General features: G+C 34.3%; 22 protein-coding genes and 1 pseudogene. 13 read left to right on the top strand and 10 right to left on the bottom strand.

From position 1 onward, the window contains the following. Positions 1–242: pseudogene (locus tag VNJ50_RS08625) on the top strand (tRNA pseudouridine(38-40) synthase TruA); the annotation flags it as partial. A 158-nt stretch (positions 243–400) separates the two neighbouring features. Here the strand turns inward: VNJ50_RS08625 and VNJ50_RS08620 are convergent. Continuing rightward, on the bottom strand, positions 401–628 hold the full coding sequence (locus tag VNJ50_RS08620) for a hypothetical protein (RefSeq protein ID WP_325580938.1): 228 nt from the start codon (positions 626–628) through the stop codon (positions 401–403). A 206-nt stretch (positions 629–834) separates the two neighbouring features. Here VNJ50_RS08620 and corA point away from each other — a divergent pair, with 206 nt between their 5' ends. Together corA and VNJ50_RS08610 are read left to right on the top strand one after the other, a co-directional pair. Continuing rightward, complete coding sequence (gene corA / locus VNJ50_RS08615; protein ID WP_325580936.1) at positions 835–1,905, top strand: magnesium/cobalt transporter CorA; 1,071 nt, start codon at positions 835–837, stop codon at positions 1,903–1,905. Positions 1,906–1,958: 53 nt separating this feature from the next. After that, positions 1,959–2,642 carry a DUF2461 domain-containing protein gene (locus tag VNJ50_RS08610; RefSeq protein ID WP_325580934.1) on the top strand — a complete coding sequence of 228 codons (684 nt, stop codon included), beginning with the start codon at positions 1,959–1,961 and terminating at the stop codon, positions 2,640–2,642. On the opposite strand, the gene VNJ50_RS08605 is transcribed toward VNJ50_RS08610, so the two are convergent. Then, on the bottom strand, positions 2,635–3,081 hold the full coding sequence (locus VNJ50_RS08605; protein ID WP_325580932.1) for a transcription elongation factor: 447 nt from the start codon (positions 3,079–3,081) through the stop codon (positions 2,635–2,637). The genes VNJ50_RS08610 and VNJ50_RS08605 overlap by 8 nt on opposite strands. A gap of 458 nt (positions 3,082–3,539) precedes the next feature. Between VNJ50_RS08605 and VNJ50_RS08600 the strand changes: the two genes are divergently transcribed. Together VNJ50_RS08600 and VNJ50_RS08595 are read left to right on the top strand one after the other, a co-directional pair. Further along, the gene (locus tag VNJ50_RS08600) at positions 3,540–4,022 is read left to right on the top strand and encodes a lipocalin family protein (protein WP_325580930.1); all 483 of its coding nucleotides are present in this window, start codon (positions 3,540–3,542) and stop codon (positions 4,020–4,022) included. Positions 4,023–4,038: 16 nt separating this feature from the next. Further along, complete coding sequence (locus VNJ50_RS08595) at positions 4,039–4,731, top strand: OmpA family protein (protein WP_325580928.1); 693 nt, start codon at positions 4,039–4,041, stop codon at positions 4,729–4,731. 57 nt (positions 4,732–4,788) lie between these two features. Here the strand turns inward: VNJ50_RS08595 and VNJ50_RS08590 are convergent, their stop codons facing one another. The 5 genes from VNJ50_RS08590 to VNJ50_RS08570 form a co-directional block, all read right to left on the bottom strand. After that, the gene (locus VNJ50_RS08590) at positions 4,789–6,048 is read right to left on the bottom strand and encodes a mechanosensitive ion channel family protein (protein ID WP_325580926.1); all 1,260 of its coding nucleotides are present in this window, start codon (positions 6,046–6,048) and stop codon (positions 4,789–4,791) included. After that, a complete protein-coding gene (locus tag VNJ50_RS08585; protein WP_325580924.1) occupies positions 6,048–6,344 on the bottom strand; it encodes a DUF3817 domain-containing protein in 297 nt (98 codons plus the stop codon). Before VNJ50_RS08585 ends, VNJ50_RS08590 begins: the two co-directional genes overlap by 1 nt. A gap of 94 nt (positions 6,345–6,438) precedes the next feature. Then, on the bottom strand, positions 6,439–6,894 hold the full coding sequence (locus tag VNJ50_RS08580) for a GNAT family N-acetyltransferase (protein ID WP_325580922.1): 456 nt from the start codon (positions 6,892–6,894) through the stop codon (positions 6,439–6,441). Positions 6,895–6,900: 6 nt separating this feature from the next. Continuing rightward, positions 6,901–8,196 carry a phosphoribosylamine--glycine ligase gene (locus VNJ50_RS08575; protein WP_325580920.1) on the bottom strand — a complete coding sequence of 432 codons (1,296 nt, stop codon included), beginning with the start codon at positions 8,194–8,196 and terminating at the stop codon, positions 6,901–6,903. A gap of 122 nt (positions 8,197–8,318) precedes the next feature. Beyond that, a complete protein-coding gene (locus tag VNJ50_RS08570; protein WP_325580919.1) occupies positions 8,319–9,152 on the bottom strand; it encodes a flagellar motor protein MotB in 834 nt (277 codons plus the stop codon). Positions 9,153–9,639: 487 nt separating this feature from the next. On the opposite strand from VNJ50_RS08570, the gene VNJ50_RS08565 reads away from it, so the two are divergent. The 5 genes from VNJ50_RS08565 (at position 9,640) to VNJ50_RS08545 (ending at position 14,001) form a co-directional block, all read left to right on the top strand. After that, positions 9,640–10,692 (top strand): NAD(P)-dependent alcohol dehydrogenase, encoded by a 1,053-nt coding sequence (locus VNJ50_RS08565; RefSeq protein WP_325580917.1) that lies wholly within the window; start codon positions 9,640–9,642, stop codon positions 10,690–10,692. Between the two features lie 101 nt (positions 10,693–10,793). Then, positions 10,794–11,711 carry an EamA family transporter gene (locus tag VNJ50_RS08560; protein WP_325580940.1) on the top strand — a complete coding sequence of 306 codons (918 nt, stop codon included), beginning with the start codon at positions 10,794–10,796 and terminating at the stop codon, positions 11,709–11,711. A gap of 31 nt (positions 11,712–11,742) precedes the next feature. Beyond that, complete coding sequence (locus tag VNJ50_RS08555; protein WP_325580915.1) at positions 11,743–12,681, top strand: pyridoxal-phosphate dependent enzyme; 939 nt, start codon at positions 11,743–11,745, stop codon at positions 12,679–12,681. Between the two features lie 141 nt (positions 12,682–12,822). After that, positions 12,823–13,443 (top strand): hypothetical protein, encoded by a 621-nt coding sequence (locus VNJ50_RS08550; RefSeq protein ID WP_325580913.1) that lies wholly within the window; start codon positions 12,823–12,825, stop codon positions 13,441–13,443. A 102-nt stretch (positions 13,444–13,545) separates the two neighbouring features. Then, positions 13,546–14,001 (top strand): GNAT family N-acetyltransferase, encoded by a 456-nt coding sequence (locus tag VNJ50_RS08545; protein ID WP_325580911.1) that lies wholly within the window; start codon positions 13,546–13,548, stop codon positions 13,999–14,001. 59 nt (positions 14,002–14,060) lie between these two features. Here VNJ50_RS08545 and VNJ50_RS08540 read toward each other — a convergent pair whose 3' ends face one another. The 3 genes from VNJ50_RS08540 to VNJ50_RS15660 form a co-directional block, all read right to left on the bottom strand. Next, the gene (locus VNJ50_RS08540; RefSeq protein WP_325580909.1) at positions 14,061–14,420 is read right to left on the bottom strand and encodes a plastocyanin/azurin family copper-binding protein; all 360 of its coding nucleotides are present in this window, start codon (positions 14,418–14,420) and stop codon (positions 14,061–14,063) included. Further along, positions 14,420–14,959, bottom strand: coding sequence for a DUF4142 domain-containing protein (locus VNJ50_RS08535; RefSeq protein WP_325580908.1), 540 nt, complete (start codon positions 14,957–14,959; stop codon positions 14,420–14,422). Before VNJ50_RS08535 ends, VNJ50_RS08540 begins: the two co-directional genes overlap by 1 nt. A 198-nt stretch (positions 14,960–15,157) precedes the next feature. Continuing rightward, positions 15,158–15,274 (bottom strand): GTP cyclohydrolase I, encoded by a 117-nt coding sequence (locus VNJ50_RS15660; protein ID WP_414652884.1) that lies wholly within the window; start codon positions 15,272–15,274, stop codon positions 15,158–15,160. A 265-nt stretch (positions 15,275–15,539) separates the two neighbouring features. On the opposite strand from VNJ50_RS15660, the gene VNJ50_RS08530 reads away from it, so the two are divergent. The 3 genes from VNJ50_RS08530 to VNJ50_RS08520 all read left to right on the top strand — a co-directional run. Continuing rightward, positions 15,540–16,730 (top strand): tellurite resistance/C4-dicarboxylate transporter family protein, encoded by a 1,191-nt coding sequence (locus tag VNJ50_RS08530; RefSeq protein ID WP_325580906.1) that lies wholly within the window; start codon positions 15,540–15,542, stop codon positions 16,728–16,730. Between the two features lie 138 nt (positions 16,731–16,868). After that, the gene (locus VNJ50_RS08525; RefSeq protein WP_325580904.1) at positions 16,869–17,744 is read left to right on the top strand and encodes an ABC transporter ATP-binding protein; all 876 of its coding nucleotides are present in this window, start codon (positions 16,869–16,871) and stop codon (positions 17,742–17,744) included. Between the two features lie 2 nt (positions 17,745–17,746). Then, on the top strand, positions 17,747–18,755 hold a 1,009-nt coding region (locus VNJ50_RS08520; protein ID WP_414652883.1), incomplete at its 3' end, for an ABC transporter permease.

Raw genomic sequence — 18,755 nt, 5'->3', positions numbered from 1 at the left:
ATAATAAAATGTTCAGTGCTAGTTTTTTTCCTGATACATCATATGTGTTCAAAGTAAGGGGAGAAGGTTTTGGCCATAACCAAATTAGGATGATGATGGGAACTTTGGTGCGGCTAGGTAATAACGAAATCACCTTAGATTATATTTCAAAAAGTCTTGAAGTGGAAAGTACAGAAGTTATGGAATATATTGCACCCGCCTCGGGATTGATATTAAATAAAGTGGAGTTTGGACATAAGTAGTTTTCGATTTTTGAATCTATTTATTTAAAAAAACTCAAATAGTTTATAAAGGAAAAACCCAATAATTATTGATTTTAATGATTTAAAAAACAGTAATTTATGGGTTTTTATATGATTAAGGTTGGTTTAGTTCTTAGTGAAAAATGTTGTAGTAAAGTTTACTCTTCTTCTACAACATGAAGAATGGGCGTTTTGTTAACCCATTTCCCGTTTTTTGATTCGCCCAAAATTATGACTTCCTTGGTCAATTCGTATTCTTTAATGGTGCGCATCATGTGTTCTTTGGTATCTCTATGAATTTTGATTCCGGTAGTTTTTCCTTTGTTTCTAATCTCAATGTAAAAGCCGTCTCTAAATTTGATCGGTCTTGTAGGTGGTCTTCCCATACTATTTAAATGTTTTTGAAAGATTTAACACGCATATTAAACAAAATAATATCAAAAAGCAAACCTTAATGGTACTTTTCAAATTAAAGCTGATTTTTAAAAAACGGACTTACAAAGTGATCATCCTTTGATATTGATAAATTAACCGAACTTATACCGAAAAGTTTTTTTAAATTTAAACCAATCTTGATTATAATCCTCAACAAATGAAGCCTAAAAAGAAAAGAAAATCCTACAAAACGGTTAATCGTCCACCTGGAACCTTATTTTATAGAGGTAAAAAACAATCGGTCGTTACGGCCATCGACATTATTAATTACAGTAAAGAATCCTATCATAAAATTGAAACCCAAAATGTTGAGGAGGCTTTTCATTTTAAAGGCAATAACCAAGTTACATGGATTAATGTCAACGGACTCAACAACACATCTATTATTGAAAAACTGGGCACGCATTATGGTTTGCATCCGCTGACTTTAGAGGACATTGCCAATACCAACCACCGTCCTAAAATGGATGAGTTTGAAACGTATTTATTTATTGTTTTAAAAATGCTTTACATTAAAAATGATGAGGAACTGGTTTTTGAACAAGTGAGTATTGTTGTTGGCGATGATTATGTTTTTACTTTTCAGGAAGCGGAAGGTGATGTTTTTAATGATTTGAGAGAACGGATTTCTTCAGATAAAGGCCGTGTGCGAAGTTTAGGTTCCGATTATTTGATGTACACTATTATTGATGCCGTTGTGGATCATTATATTACAGTAATTGAGGCCTTTGGAGATAAGATTGAAGATGTAGAAGATCGCGTTTTTGAAGATGGATCTGATAGTAACGAAATCGCATCAAAAATTCAAGAGTTAAAACGCGAAGTTTTGAAAATACGGCGTACAGTATTTCCTTTAAGGGAGATCATCAATCATTTGGACAAAATTGAACATCCAATTATTGATGAAAAAACTTATAATTTTTTAAGAGACTTATACGATCATATTGTTCAGATCAATGAAAATATTGAAATGTATCGGGAAATGATTTGGAGTTTATTGGATATGTACATGAGCATTATAAGCAATAAAATGAACGAAATCATGAAAGTCTTGACCATCATTGCCACGGTATTTATCCCTCTAACTTTTATTGCAGGAATTTATGGGATGAATTTTGATTATATGCCAGAGTTACATTATAAATATGGTTATTTTATTCTTTGGGCTGTGATGGTCGTTATATTTTTGCTGATGCTTATTTATTTTAGAAGAAGAAAATGGCTTTAATATACGGTATCTATCTTTTTTGTACCTTTAAAAGCTTATGAAAAACCTAAAAAATGACCATAAATAAAGCATTCTCAAAGGATTTATTGAATTTTCTAAAAGAGATTAAAGAAAATAACCAAAGAGAATGGTTCAATGAACATAAAGTTGAGTACAAAAAATTAGAATCCGACGCCCAACAAAATCTCAATACCTTATTTGAAGCTTTAAAAACACATGACGATGTAGATAAAGTAAAGATGTTCAGGATTTATAGGGATGTTCGGTTTTCAAAAAATAAGGCACCTTACAAAACACATTTCAGCGGATCGTTTAGACGAAAAAAGCCCGAATTGAGAGGTGGATATTATTTGCATATCCAGCCTAATAATGAGTCATTTATTGCCGTTGGCTTTTGGGAACCTTCCAAAGAAGATCTCATGCGGATACGAAAAGAACTTGAAATGGACGATGAGGAAATCCGCTCTATTATCAACGCTAAGGATTTTAAGGCTATTTGGGGCGATTTTACTGGCGAAGAATTAAAAACAGCGCCAAGAGGTTTTGACAAAGAACACAAAGCAATGGATTTGATTCGCAAAAAACAATATATTTTCACGAAATCATTTACCGACCAACAAGTGATTTCTTCAAACTTTTTGGATGAAGTGAACAGGTCTTTTAAAGCTTGCAGGCCGTTTTTTGATTATATGAGCAGTGTGTTAACCACCGATATTAACGGAGAACCACTTATATGACTTCCTTAATAGTGAAGGTGTTACCGTTAAATTCTATGACATCACCTTTTGATTTGTTTTTTAAGAGCATTCCTATTGGTGATCCTAAAGAAATTGCAAAAACATCCATGTTTTCAACTGCAATTTTTCCGGCACTTATGGAAATAAAAAAGTTATTGGTTGTTGTTTTTACCAAACTCCCCAAAACTACTGTTTCAGAAATCATTTTTGGATTAATGACCTTTAAACTATCCAACATTTTTTGAGCTTCCAATAGGTGTTGGGAATTTTTTTCGAGATCATTAAAAAGCTTTCCATTTCCCGAATCATCATCGTCATCACTATTCTTGTCATTACTTTCTATAGATTCTTTAATGGTTTCTATTTCATTTTTGTAATTGGCAATCCGCTTGTTGGCATATTCATAACAAGCTTGCAAAATATCATTTTTTATCTTCATAAAACCTTTGCCATTTGTGGCTCAAATAGTTGGATATGACTAACACAACGTTCTTTTACCAAAGTCATCATACACGTGTTTAATACCGATGAATTTCAACTTTAAATAGCCTACTAATCAACCTTAAAATAACTGATAATCATTTCTTTAATTGAGTTTCAGTATAATATATCCTTTAGTAAAATTTTTTCTAAATAATTCAATTGTTTCGGCAAAGATAAACCATTAAACATATTTTTAAGCTTTGTGATATAATTTTTAAAAACTTCGATCATAAGGTTATTTTGGGTGAGGAGCACACCTTTAAAGTCAAGTTTTGAAAACGTTGCTCATCGCTCATACTCCACTAATTTTTTAAAGGTTTTATTTGATAGAAGATGTGTTCTTTGGGAAAGCTTTAACAACAATTTTGCAATAAAAATCGTATATTAAATATAACCCATTTAACAATTATTTTGATGAAAAAATTAGGAATTACACTGCTTGTCGCAACATTATTTGTGTCGTGTTCACTGTCTAAAGTTGAAAAATCAGCAAGAAAGACGGTTGACGGCAATTGGCAACTTAACTCCGTAACTTATGATGAAAAAGGAGTGTTTAATACACATTTACTCAATGATGTAACAGCTACTTGTTTTGAAAACAGCCAATGGTTTTTTAGGTCCAATAACAGCACAGGTACTTACAATATCTTAGATTCTGACTGCTCAACCGGTGTGCGAAACTTTAGATGGGCGGCTAACGAAATAGGTAAAGACTCAGGTGTTTTTGATTTTACACTAAAGTTTACCGACGATAAGAAAAAAGATATTGAAAAAAATACTGGGTACCGTATGAATTTGAAATATTTGGATGACAACCATATGCAAATTACCCAAACTATTCAATTTGAAGGCAAACCTTTTAATATTAATATGAATTTTACAAGAACAACTTTATAATATAAATATAAAAACTATGAAAAAAATATTTAGAACACTAATTTTATTGGTGATGGTGAGTACTATAGTAGCATGTGATGCCACACGAAATGCAAATAATAAACAAAAAGGAACGGTTATTGGAGCTGGCGGCGGTGCCGTTATAGGTGGCGTTATTGGCAATAATGTAGGTAGCAAAAACAACTCGGCATTGGGTGCAATTATTGGTGCAGTTGTAGGCGGTGTTGCTGGCAATTATATTGGCGATCGTATGGATAGACAGGCAGAGCGTATTGAAGAAGAGATTCCAGGCGCACAAGTGGAGCGTGTTGCAGAAGGTATAAACGTTGTTTTTGATGAAAGTAGCGGTGTTTATTTTGATACCAACAAATATAATATCAATGCCAAATCAGCAGAAACATTGGCAAAATTAGCTGATATTTTTAAGGAATATCCAGACACCAACATTTTGGTGGAAGGCCACACCGACAGTACAGGGCCAGCCGATTTTAACATGACGCTTTCTAAACAACGGGCTCAATCTGTAACTTCTTTTTTATCAGGAAAAGGAATTTCATCAGGTCGTTTTACAACCAATTGGTATGGTCCAAACCAACCAAAATATGATAACTCGACGGTTGAAGGACGTGCTAAAAATAGACGTGTTGAGTTGGCCATTGTTGCCAATGAGAAGATGAAAAAAGAAGCCCAACAAAGTGTAGGAAATTAGAGAATGACTTTTTAAAATTAATCAAACAGCCTTATCATATCAAATGTTAAGGCTGTTTTATTTTTGATCATTATTTGTAATGTTAAGATCGGTGGGTGACATTTCAAAAAGTTTCAAATCGAAATAACCAATGGCCGATAAAATATGATCGAAAATATCGGACATGATATACTCGTAATTCACCCAACGCTTATCACTACTAAAAGCATAAATTTCTAATGGAATACCGTGAGGTGATGGTGCCAATTGTCGCACCATAATATGCATGTCTTTATTGATGGCTGAATGCTGTTCAATATAGGTTTGCACATATTTTCTAAAGACGCCAAGATTGGTAAGGTTACGCCCGTTGATTAAAACCGTTTTATCAATATTGTGAGCAGTATTATAAGCTTTAAGTTCAATCTGCTTGTTTTCTAAGTAATTGGTGATAAGCTGTATTTTTTTTAAGTTTTCAATTTCACTATCGGTTAGGTAATGAATACTTTTTGATTTGATCAAAATAGATCTTTTAATTCGACGTCCGCCCGAAGCCTGCATGCCGCGCCAATTTTTAAACGATTCCGAAATGACGGCATACGTGGGAATGGTGGTAATTGTTTTATCAAAATTTTGCACTTGAATGGTAGAAAGGTTGATTTCAATAACATTGCCATCCGCACCATATTTATCCATGGTAATCCAATCGCCAATTCTTAAAGTATCATTAATAGCCACTTGAATACTCGCTACAAATCCTAAAATAGTATCCTTAAAAATTAATAAAAGAACAGCCGAAGCAGCACCTAAAGTTGTAAAAAAATCGATTAGCGATAAATCGATTAACACCGCTAAACTTGAGGCCACACCAATTATCCAAATAAAAAGCATGGCTATTTGGATATAGCTATCTATTGGTTTGTCTTTTAATCGTGGTAAAGTTTTAAAATGCGATTCGAGACTTCTCAGCACACTTCTGACAATAAAGATGATCAAAAGAATTGCATAAAGTTTGATGATCAAAAGCACAAATACTTTTAATTGTGGATAATCACCAAAAACAAATGAATAGAGCTTAATGGTTATTACTAATGGCACCAAATGTGCAATATTATCTGGTGTTTTATGTACGACCAAATAGTCGTCTAACTTCGTTAATGTCTTGGAAGCAAATGTGCTGAAAATGTGTTTCAGTATTTTGACCGCAATCTTATCGGTGATAAAAATTATGGCAGACAGGATGAACATTAGGACCAACATATTTAAGAACACTGCCCAAGGTTGGGAAACACCAACCTCTATAAAGTAATTCGAAAAATAGTGGTCGTATTGAGACATTATGCTGCGGTATTTAAATAACGCTTTTCAATATAAAATGTAGCAAATGGGAGCAATGACGCTAACAAAACAATACCTAAAGTTTTAAAGGACCATTTTAATTTAGATCCCACCAAAAGGGCTAATAGCACATAGGCAATAAATAGCAAACCATGTGTCATGCCAATTGGATACAATAAGGTTTTATATAGATCGATATAAAATGGTTTGATCAATAGCATATTAGCGAATAGCACCAAGTAAGAAATGCCCTCTAAAACGGCAGTAATTTTAAAGCTTTTAATAAGATTTGTCATGGAGTCTTAAATTTTTTATGCAAAAATACCCATGATATCTCATATTAACGAGTTTTTAACAATAATTTTAGGAGTATAGTTTTGTTGATAAGCTCTAAGTTTTACTAACAAACAACCATTCCGTTATATCTTGATTTTGAACCGATTTTATGTATTGAAATCCGTTTTTAATGTAAAAATGTTTGAGGTGTTCTTCTTCCGTAAGTAAAAAAAATGAATGTTGGCTGTTTTGTGCTTTTAATTGATTTAACCAAAAACTTCCTAGATTTTTATGCCGATGATTTTCTTGAATCCAAATAAAACCAAGATATAAATAGCCATTATTGAAGAAAGTCTTAGCTTCAGTTTCAAAATACTCAAAATGGGGTGGTGATTTGTGAAAAGCAATGCCGCCGCCAATGATGTCGTTTTGATCTTCGATAATATATATATTAGCATCATTTTTATAATCTTCCCAAAAAGGAGCAATTTCGTCTTGCCAATCTTCTGGAAGAATGTCAAAAAAACACTGAGGATTGTTTTTTAATTCTTTAAAAATGAAATTCTCCATAACTTGTTATAATAATCCCCACGACCATAATCGGTCTGAATCCTCAAGCCATCGGTCACCAATATCTGTTCGGTAGTAGCCGTTATTGACAATGACACTGTGAATTCTATTGTTCATCATTTTTTGGGCATCTTTCATGGTAATTCCAGTGCCGGTCACTAAAAGTGCAATACCAACATTGCCGGTTATTAACCATTCATCATTAATTTTTTTGAGATGCATGGGATGGATGCCTTCTTTCTTGTCCTTTTTGAAAACCACAACAGCATCTTTTGAGAAAAGTTCAAAGGTTTTTTTGTCGTCATAAGGAAAAGGCGGAACCACTATAAAAGCACCCACTTGGAATCCTTTTTTTGTATTGATTACAAAAGATTGGCCACTTGCAATTTTATAAAACATGTCGCCCATTGGCTCAGTGATACCCGCTCGTTGAATAAAAACCTGTGGATAACCAAATCGGGAGGTAAACTCTAATGGGTAAATCCCGTTGCCGTTTACAATACAGTTGATATCAATATGTCCAACAAAATTATTTTTAAGTAAAGTTGGTTCAAATTTTTTCAAAGTGGCATCAAAAATTGGTGAGCGGTTAGCCCAGAACATACTCGATCCCATTTCGCCAGTAGAAACACCGAGTTCTTTAGGGAATAATTTTTTATGTTCAAAAGTAATATTTATGGGACGTAAAAATTCGGTGCCGTTAAAAAATGCCGACACTGAAATTTCCACACCTTTTACTTTTTTTTGCAGTTGAAAATTCCCGAAATCATCTCCCCAAGATTTGTCGTAGGCTTTTAGAACACGAATGACATCGTGGCCTTCATCATCACTTCCAACAAATAATAGTTGTTTTAACTCTTGGGTTTCTCCGGATGGTTTTATGACATAAGCATCAGGATTTTTTTCAACATAAGCAATGGCATCCTGAAAGCTTAAAAATTCTTTAAAAGGCAATGTTTTTATTTTGTGTTTTTTGAGCTCGTTTTGGCCAAAATTTCGATCCAATTCTAAAAGATCGGTATAGGTACTTCCACCAAAAACAATCTTGCCGGCGGCTCTTAGTTCTTCACATTCCTTACCAAAACCGGTGTAATCAAATATAAGGATATCCGCCCAATCAATTTGTTTTTTCCAGTCTTTAACTTTTTTTACAAACCCATTGCCGATCTCTCGCGATGTTTTGTCTTCAATATATAGTTTAACATTATTGCCTTCATTTTGAATTGCATAAGCGATATCCAAAATTTCTCCCCAACGGGAAATAAACAAGAAGTTTTTAGGTGCGTATTCATGCTTTTTCAAAGCCTACCAATGATAAGAATTATAACACGAAATTAGTTTTTTTTCAAATGCAAAATACATTTGGAATAAAAAAAGCTGTTAATAATAACAGCTTTTTTACAATGGATTAAAATATCAATATATTACTCATTACTGCCCATTAGAGCAAAGAATTTATCCAGGTTTGGAAGAATAACAATACGTGTTCTTCTGTTTTTTGCTCTGTTTTCGTTAGAATCGTTTTCGGCAAGCGGCTTATATGAACTTCTACCTGAAGCAATCAGTTTTTCAGGAGCAACGCCATAATCTTTTTGTAATTTTCTTACTACAGAGGTAGCACGCAATACGCTTAAATCCCAGTTATCGGCAATTTTACTCGTACTAATGCTTCTTGAATCCGTGTGGCCTTCTACCATAACTTCAATGCTTGGTTCAGAATTGATAACGTTGGCCAATTTTTGTAAAATATCATTCGCTTTGTTACTTACTTTATAACTAGCTGTATTAAAAAGCATTTTGTCAGAAATTGAAATCATAACCACCGTTTCATTGATGTCAATTGTAATATCGTCACTTTCATTAACTTGATCTTTTTCCAAAGATTTGTTCAAATTGTATGACAATGCCAAATTCATCGAATCTTTTAGAGTTTTTGCACCAGCAAGTTTTGAGGGATCAATATTTTGCAATGTTTTGCGCATTGCTTTTTTGGTGTCGTTAGAGATTACCGCAACATTGTCAACGTTGACAAGCATGGCATCATTTTGTTCGGTAAGTGATTTAATTTTGTTATTATAGTTGTCAACTCTAGCCTGAATAGCAGAAAATTTATTTTCAAGATCTTCTTTTTCAACTCTCGTTTTGGTGAGTTCACTTTTAATTTGGCCGTTTTCAAGCTCTAAAGCAACATATTTTTTCTTTGAAACACATGAAGAAAACAATACGGCTGTAATAAGTAAAATCGAAATTTTTTTCATAATAATAAATTAAAGGTTTAAGGTATCTACGAGCATAATTAGCAAATAGACTATTTCTGATTTTATTTTTTTTCATTCATAACCCTTAAAATAAAATAAAAAGTAGGTTTATTAATATAGAGATATTAATATTTTTTTAACATATTTCACTCATATTCAAATCCTCAGACTGTGGTTTTGAAAAACGATTTTGCATTAGTTGGCGGTTTTATTTTTTTTAATAAAAAATGATACGATCCTAAATTTCCGGTAATTTTTGTTTTAAGTATAGAAGTTTTAAATCAAAATTGTTTGACGTTTTTTTGAGGATCATAAATAAAACAAACAAATGGAATAGTATTTTGACTCTATAAAAATTAGAATGATTAAATTTGTGATCCGTTGAAAATAGTATCTTTTTATTATCAAGAACGCCAAGAAGAATAATACAAATTCGATTGTTTAATTATACCTTGGCTTACTTCATCATACATAAAAACATAAAAAAATGAAAACAATTATAAAAGCGTATGGCGCTGCAGATGCCAAAGCAGATTTAAAACCGATGTCGATTGAACGTAGAAACTGTGGCGACGATGATGTGAAAATTGACATTATGTACTGTGGTGTTTGCCATAGTGATATTCATACCGTTAGAAACGATTGGAAAGGTTCAAAATATCCTGTGGTACCTGGGCACGAAATTGTAGGTAAAGTGGTAGAAGTCGGTAAAAATGTAACCAAATTTAGACAAGGCGATTTGGTAGGTGTTGGTTGCATGGTCGATTCTTGCCAGCATTGTGCATCCTGTGAAGAGGGTTTGGAACAATATTGCGAAAATGGAATGACAGGCACTTATAATAGCAAGGATAAACATTTGGGTGGCCATACTTTGGGTGGCTATTCAACATCAATTGTTGTGAACAAAGAGTTTGTTTTAAGTATTCCTGATACGATTGATCCCAAGGCTACTGCACCTTTATTATGTGCAGGCATCACGACTTGGTCGCCATTGCGCCATTGGAATGTTAAAAAAGGGGACAAAGTAGGTGTTATCGGTTTGGGTGGTCTTGGGCACATGGGGGTGAAATTCGCAAATGCCCTTGGTGCACATGTGGTTATGATTACAACTTCACCAGACAAATCTAAAGATGCAAAAGCTCTTGGTGCGCACGAAGTTTTAATTTCAAAAAATATGGATGAAATGCGAAAGCATAAAAATAGCTTTGATTTTATATTAAATACCATTCCGGTAGGACATGAAATGGATCCGTATATTGCGTTATTAAAACGCGATGCCACGATGGTGCTTGTGGGCGCCATTGAACCCCTCAAGCCATTTCATGGAGGTGGTTTGATAGGTGGTCGAAAACGAATAGCAGGTTCGTTAATAGGCGGTATTAAAGAAACTCAGGAAATGCTGGATTTTTGTGGCAAACATAATATTGTTTCTGATATTGAACTGATCGATATGAGCACTATTAATGACGCTTATGAAAGAGTCATCATATCGGATGTAAAATACCGATTTGTGATTGATATGGCTACTTTAAAAGATTAGATAACATATAAAATAGTAAGATTAAAAGAGGCGTTTTGAGTGCCTCTTTTCTTATTTTTGCCAATTCCATTTGCCCTGACACTATTTCAGTAACATCAGCTATGAACATTTCAAAAAATACAGTTTTTATTCTGCTTGCCTTTTTTTCTATTTATGTCATTTGGGGATCTACCTATTTGCTGAATAAAATTGCAGTATCTGAATTGCCGCCGTTTTTTCTTGCTTCTAACCGTTTCATAACTGCCGGAATTCTTATTTTCATCATAGTCAAGTTGATGGGAAAATCCTTGGCCATCACCAAACGGCAATTAGTCAATACAACCATTGCCGGATTCTTGTTTTTAACCATTGGCAACGGCGTTGTAGTTTGGGCATTGAAATATGTGGATAGTGGATTTGCAGCTTTAGAAATTTCTGCACAACCATTGGTAGTCTTAATTTTGATGCGTGTTTTTCAAGGTAAAAAAATAAAAATGATGTCCATGTTAGGAGTGATTTTAGGCATCATAGGTATTTTTTTATTGGTCAGCCAAAATCAAATAGTCAGTCAAGAAGGATCGATTGCAGGGATGATCATGATTTTCTTTTGTATGATAAGTTGGGCTTCAGGAAGTCTTTTTGTAGGTAAAGCCGATTTGCCTCGAAATTACTTTGTAAATACAGGGTATCAAATGATTATAGGTGGGTTAATGATGTTGATAGCAAGCTTTTTTTTGGGCGAAACTTGGAGTCTTCCTCACGTTTGGAGTGAAAAAGTACAATGGTCCATGTTGTTGTTAGTTGTTTTTGGAAGTGTAGTGGCCTTTACATCATTTAATTTCCTACTTAAAAAAGTTTCTCCGGATAAAGTGGCAACTTCTACCTATGTCAATCCTATTATTGCCATGCTTTTAGGCTGGTATTTTTTAAATGAGCAAATTACCACTCAATCCATTGTGGCTGCCGTCATTTTATTAACCGGAGTTTACTTTATCAATACCAAAAGGAAATTAGTTCTTTTTGCGAGGTTCCGTAAATAGAATTTAAATATCTTTAGGTTTTTGATTTGATATGGACAAACAATCACTTTTAGAAGTTCAACAACGCATTTCTCCTTTTATACACAACACTCCTGTTTTAACATCTCAGTTATTGGATGAAATGGCTGGTGCGAAGCTGTTTTTTAAATGCGAAAACTTTCAGAAAATGGGTGCTTTTAAAATGCGCGGTGCTACCAATGCCATTATCAATCTTACCAAAGAAGAGCAGGAGCGGGGAGTGGTAACACATTCATCAGGAAATTTTGCACAAGCCATATCGTTAGCAGCTAGAAATTTGGATGTTAAGGCCTATATTGTTATGCCAAATAATGCACCTCTGGTCAAAAAGGAAGCGGTTTTAAACTATGGCGGTCTTGTTACGGAATGCGAACCTAATATTAAAGCGCGCGAACAAGCTTCACAAGATATTGTTGATAATAAAGGCGCAACGTTTATCCATCCTTCAAACGATCTGAATGTAATTTTAGGAAATGCTACCGCAGCGATGGAGCTTTTACAATCGCTACCCGATTTAAATTTTTTATTGAGTCCTGTTGGTGGCGGCGGATTGTTGGCAGGTACAGCTTTGGCCGCGCATTATTTCGGAAATCATTGTGTGGTTCTTGGCGGTGAACCTAAAGCCGCAGATGATGCTTTCAGATCCATGAAAAGTGGCCACATTGAAACGAACATATCAGCTAATACGGTTGCCGACGGATTACGAACCCAACTCGGCGATATTAATTTTCCAATTCTTCAAAAATATGTTGATCATATTGTCTGTGTGGAAGAGCACGAAATTCTTAAGGCTATGAAACTTCTATGGGAACGCCTTAAAATTGTCGTAGAGCCATCAAGCGCGGTAGCCTTTGCGGTCGTATTAAAGGAAAAGGAGTATTTTAAGAATAAAAAAGTTGGAATTATTCTTTCCGGAGGAAATGTGGATCTGGAAACCATTAAATTCTCTTAAACAACTATTCCGTTTGTCGAAAAATTTTGACGTTCATATAATAGACTGACATTTAAACGTTTAATTTAAGCATTCATAGCCTTTTTTTTTCTTGGGCATAGTAAATATTTAATTTTGAAATGATTACTAATTTATGTCCCAATGAAAAAACTAATTTACTTTTGCTCTATTTCGATTTTTATAGGAAATTTCTTAACGCTTAAGGCTCAAGAAACTATTCAAGAACTGCCAGAGAATTATAAAAAACGACACGCTATTTATGATTACTCACATCCGTTGACCAACACCGATTCCATAATGGATTTCGCATCGAAGAAAATGCCTTTAAAAATTACTGGAACCGTCTATTTAAGCGATAAAATAACACCGGCAAAAGATGTTATTCTTTATATCGAGCAAACTGATGAAGATGGCAATTTTAAATTGAACAAGCATGAAAAAAAGCGCTTTGTAGAGCACAGAGCCTGGGTGAAAACTAATGCCGATGGTCAATATACCTTTTATACTTTTGTTCCTGGAGCCTATAGATTGAGCAGAGATTTAAAAGCCATTCATTTGACCATCAAAGAACCTAATCAGGTTGAGTATAATTCTAATAATTTTATTTTTGACAACGATCATCGTCTTACAAAATCGTGCCGTAAAAGGCTTGCAAAAAGAGGTGTCGATAGAATTTTAACTCCAATAAAAGAAGGAAAAATGCTTGTGGCACGAAAAGACATTGTCCTTAATCAATACCGTGTTGAAGTCGCAAAAAAATAAAAAACATGTAATAGATAACAAATCCCGCAAGTTGTGGGATTTTTTTATTTCTACCAATTTAGTTAAATTGTATTTGTCGTTTTTTATCACATTTTAAAACCCTTGAAAACATCCATTAATTTGATCGCATCCAAAACATCTGATATTGGAATAACCTATCAGATTGTCTGCAACTCCATAAAACCATATATCAAAAAACTGTGGGGTTGGGATGACCTACATCAGCAAAAGATACACCAAAAAAAGTTTAAGGTTTCAAAAACCAAATTAATCCAATTTGAAGATCAAATAGTTGGCTTTATAGTTGTAAATCATAGCGATAATGAAATTTATTTAGAAAATTTACTGATCGACCAACACTTTCAAAATTTAGGTATTGGAAAAGAAATCATGGGAAATATTATTGAGAAAGCGATTTTGGAAATGAAAACGATTAGACTTCAGGTTTTTAAAATTAATTATAGAGCTCAACATTTTTATGAACGTCTTGGTTTCAAAAGAATTTCTGAAAATGAATTTAATTTTGAAATGAAATATTACGTTTCACAAAAAATTTAATTTAGATCTTAACATAGGCCTGCTTCACTAAGATTTGAACAGGCCCTACGTTGAAATAATCATTTGACCAATCTGATGGTGCCTTTCATCACTTTATGCAGATTGCAAAAATAGTCCGTGTCTTCAGTGATGACTTTGGACCAGGTTTCCCCTTTGTTAAAAGGTTTTGAAGTCCATTTTTTGGCAGGAAAATCAGTCACATCATGTTGGTAAAAATCTTTATTGATCCACACCACAGTATCGCCTTTGTTGACGACCAAATGTTCGGGATTATATTTCATTTTAAAGATGGTTACCGTATGGCTAATTGGTTTGTGCGTGTTTTCCGAGTTTTTAAATCCCATCAACAATACGAACGCACTAACCAAGATCCCACTTATCACAACATATTTTAATCCGAAGGTTTTAAGTGTCTGCATTATTTTGAAATTTTGGATTGTGCCATTTTAGCATGGCCAAGATGCGCTTCCAAAGCTGGAAGTACAGCTTCGAGCAGATCTTTTAGTTCGGCATTTTTTGCTTGTACAATCAATACGTCTTTCACAGCACTTATAACGGCTTCATGATAGGCTACTTCATTGTCGATATAAGTTTTGTCAAAATCCTTTTTGCTAACCGAATTCAGTTTTTTGAGTGTTTCTTTGGATTGTGTCAACAACGATTGGCTCACGGCATTATCCATAGGTGTGACACCCAATTTGGTCACTAATGCAACGGCTTGATTGATAACTGCTTTATGGTCTTCAATCATTCGGTTGGCAAAGTCAATGACTTCTTTGTTTTTGGAACGCTCAAGCGCTACTTTTCCGTAATCAATGTCAATCTGGTTGGCCACCACAGCTACCGATGCTATTTCTGGATCTGAAAGTTGTGGCGTGTCTTGTGCCATCATCAACCCTGATGTGGCGATGGCTAATGCACAAATTAATGTCAATTTGTAGTTTGCTTTTGTTTTCATAATAGTTGTTATTTAAAATATTGTTTATATAATTATTTACTCTTTTGATGTGGATATTGTAATTGGGTTACAAATAATTTGAAGTATTTCTGTTTTTTTTATTTAAATGTTTTGTTCGGTATTATTTTGAAAGGGCATTTATAAATCGGTTTTGTATTTTATTTTTTTCGAATTTTCCACCAAAGAATTTGGTTTTAGTCACGCTTTTTTCATCTTTACGCCACGCGATGCCACACATAAATGGGCGGCTTTAATATAAACGTCGATATCTTCAGTTTTAAGAAGTTTCGATAATTTCTGACCAATTTCATCCATTAATTTCCTTAATTGAGGTGTTGTTTTAAATAGGTTGTACTTATGTTGTTCAAAACTTTAGATGGACATCTTAAATAAAGGTTACAGAATTTATAGTCCTAAATTTACGTTGGTATAAAATCAAACTATTCTGTGATTTTGATGAAACGGAGTAAAATATATGTAATTGAATCTGATTAACAGTAATTTGGATATCTCGTTTATGAAAGTTCAAATTTCAAAAAGAAAAGAATAAATTTGTTAGACAAACTATTCAGATTGCCAAATGTCTTATCGTTCTATTCCTATTATTCCCAATTTCATTGACCTAAAAAATAAAGCCATTCAATTTTTTATGCATTGGCTAAGTTTTTCTGCGTCAGCTAAAAACAAGGAAACCACTTGTTTTTATGGAATTTCACATTTCAGTTTTCACAATCATATTCGGCATCTTTCACCAGGATATTTTAGTTTGGTCATGGCTTCAGGTATTGTGTCCTTGGCTGCCCATATTTATGGATTTAACATGGTAGCGCATGGTTTGCTGTATTTCAATATTGTCGCTTATTTGTGGCTGTTGGCTTTATTTATCGCCCGATTGTTTTTGTATTGGAATCTATGTAAAGCTGATTTTTATAACTTAAATATAAGTCCAGGCCATCTTGCATTTGTAGCTGGCAGTGCCGTTTTGGGCGTTCAGTTTGTTAGGTTTTGGGATCATTATTATTTGGCGGTTTTAATGTATGTCCTTTCATCGGTGGCTTGGTTATTTTTAATTTATGCGTTTTTTACAGTGATTACTGTTGCGCACGAAAAGCCAAAATTTTCAAAATCGATTAGCGGTTCTTGGTTACTTATCATTGTTTCAACACAATCTATTGCTGTTTTGGGCATTCAAGTGGCACATCATTTTAATATTTATGTGGAGCCCATTTTATTCTGTTCGCTGATTTTGTTTTTGTGCGGCTGCATGTTTTACATTTTTATTATTACCTTAATTGTATATCGCATGTCTTTTTTTGATTTGCTAGCCAAAGAATTTGCGCCTTCGTATTGGATTAATATGGGTGCTACGGCCATTTCGGTTTTGGCAGGATCCCACTTGATTACCAATGCCGATAAGTGGTTTTTTCTGCAAGATATTTTGCCGTTTCTTAAAGGATTTACATTGTTGTATTGGGCGATTGGTACGTGGTGGATTCCGTTTGTGGTAATCATGGGAATTTGGCGCACCGTACTCAAACAATTTCCGCTCAAATACCATCCGCTGTATTGGAGTATGGTTTTTCCGTTGGGCATGTACACCGTTTGCACTTATAAAATGGCGCAAGCCTTGCAACTTTCATTTTTAAAGGAACTCTCCGAAGTTTTTGTATATATTGCTCTTGGAAGTTGGATTATTACTTTTGTGGGAATGGTTGTCTATTATTTGCGACATCCTTTTTTTAAGGATGATAGTTTGCCATTGCAAGATTAATATCTATAATCTTCAGCAAAATTTTATCTTACTGAGGATAAAATTTGCCAAAAACACTTAAAAACTAATTTTTATGTAACATTATCAATCAAGTTCTTACCAATACTGTTCAACCAAAAACTCACTAAACTAAAAATTATGCTTTCCATCCAAAATTTGAATAAAACCTATCCCAATGGAACCCAAGCCCTAAATAATGTAAATCTTGAAATTGGTAAAGGCATGTTTGGTCTTTTAGGACCAAATGGTGCGGGCAAATCGACTTTGATGCGTACGATTGCCACTTTGCAAATTGCCGATAGCGGCTCGATTGATTTTGATGGCATTGACGTTTTTTCCCAACCTGAAGCATTACGTAAAGTATTAGGCTATTTACCACAGGATTTTGGAGTGTATCCAAAGGTTTCGGCAGAAATGATGTTGAATCACATTGCTAAAATCAAAGGGATTCACAGTACCATCGATCGAAAAGCTTATGTCGCCGATTTATTGGATAAAGTGAATTTATACAAATTTAGAAAACGGAATTTGGGCGATTATTCAGGTGGAATGCGTCAACGATTCGGCATTGCACAAGCTTTGATTGGCAATCCGAAATTGATTATTGTCGATGAACCTACTGCTGGATTAGATCCTTTGGAGCGGAATCGGTTTCATAATTTGCTTAGCGAATTGGGCGAAGAAGCCGTCGTTATTTTGTCAACGCATATTGTGGACGATGTGGTGAATTTGTGTACCAATATGGCGGTTTTTAATGATGGCCGCGTGGTGGTTCAAGGACATCCACTCGAATTATCAAATTCCTTAAACGAAAAAATATATCGCAAACGCATCGAAAAGGACGAAATAGAACACTACCAATCTGAATATAATGTGCTCTCAACGTATTTAAGAAGTGGAAATATGAATGTCAACGTCTATAGCGAAATACATCCTGGCGATGGTTTTGAAATTGTAAACAATACGCTGGAGGATTTTTATTTCTACAGCATTAATCAATCTCAAACTGTATAGTCATGATGGAAATTTTCTTGTTTGAACTTAAATACCGTTTAAGACGACCGGCAACTTACATCTACATTTTTTTGATGTTTATCATTCCGCTTTTATTGAGTGTTTTTCAAGATTCTGTAACCGCCGAATATACCAATGGCCCTAATGCAATTACGGGAATTCTTGGTGGTATGAGCATTATAAGTTTGTTTTTTTACGCCGCCATTATGGGCGTCGCGGTTTATAGAGATGAAGAACACCAAACGGCACAAACGTATTTTACTTTTCCTATTTCAGAAAAAAATTACATTTTAGGTCGTTTTTGGGGCAGTTTTACCATCGTAACGGTCATGAATATTGCAGCCGTAATTGGTACAATGATCGGTTTTGCCATGGGTGCTTTTTTGGAACGCCCAGATTATGGTACTTATACAGCCTTCGATTTTACGGCGTATTTTATGCCATTTTTATACTTATTGACCTTTAATGCGTTTTTTATAGGCAGCTTGTTTTTCTGTTTGATGACTTTTTTTAAACGGATGTCTATCTTGTATTTGGGCGGTATCGTCATTCTTATTTTAAGCATGGCATCCGGTCAATTATTATCCAATTTAGATACTGAATGGCTAAGTATTTATGTCGATCCGTTTGGCGAAACGGCTTATAGCTATATCACAAAATATTGGACTATTGACGAGTTGAACCACACACAATTGTCACTTTCCGGGAAATTTGCGATCAACCGGTTGTTGTGGCTGGGCATTTCCTTATTGATTTTCTTTTTTACGCTGTTCAGATTTTCTTATAAAGGATTTTTAATGTCGTCCAGAAAAAAAACAACCAAAGCTTCAAAAGAAACTTATGTAGCACCTTCTTTTATTCCAAATATCACACAGCAATTTGACGCAAAAGCACGTCGCGAAAACTTGTGGTCTTTAAGCCAAATAGAATTTTTATCGATCGTCAAAGAAAACGTATTCCTGGTGTTGATAGTGCTTGGCATTATTGTCGCAGGATTTGTCACTTACCAAA

Source organism: Gelidibacter sp. (assembly GCF_035577925.1).
GTDB lineage: Bacteria > Bacteroidota > Bacteroidia > Flavobacteriales > Flavobacteriaceae > Gelidibacter.
This window is presented reverse-complemented; position numbering and strand designations above follow the sequence as displayed.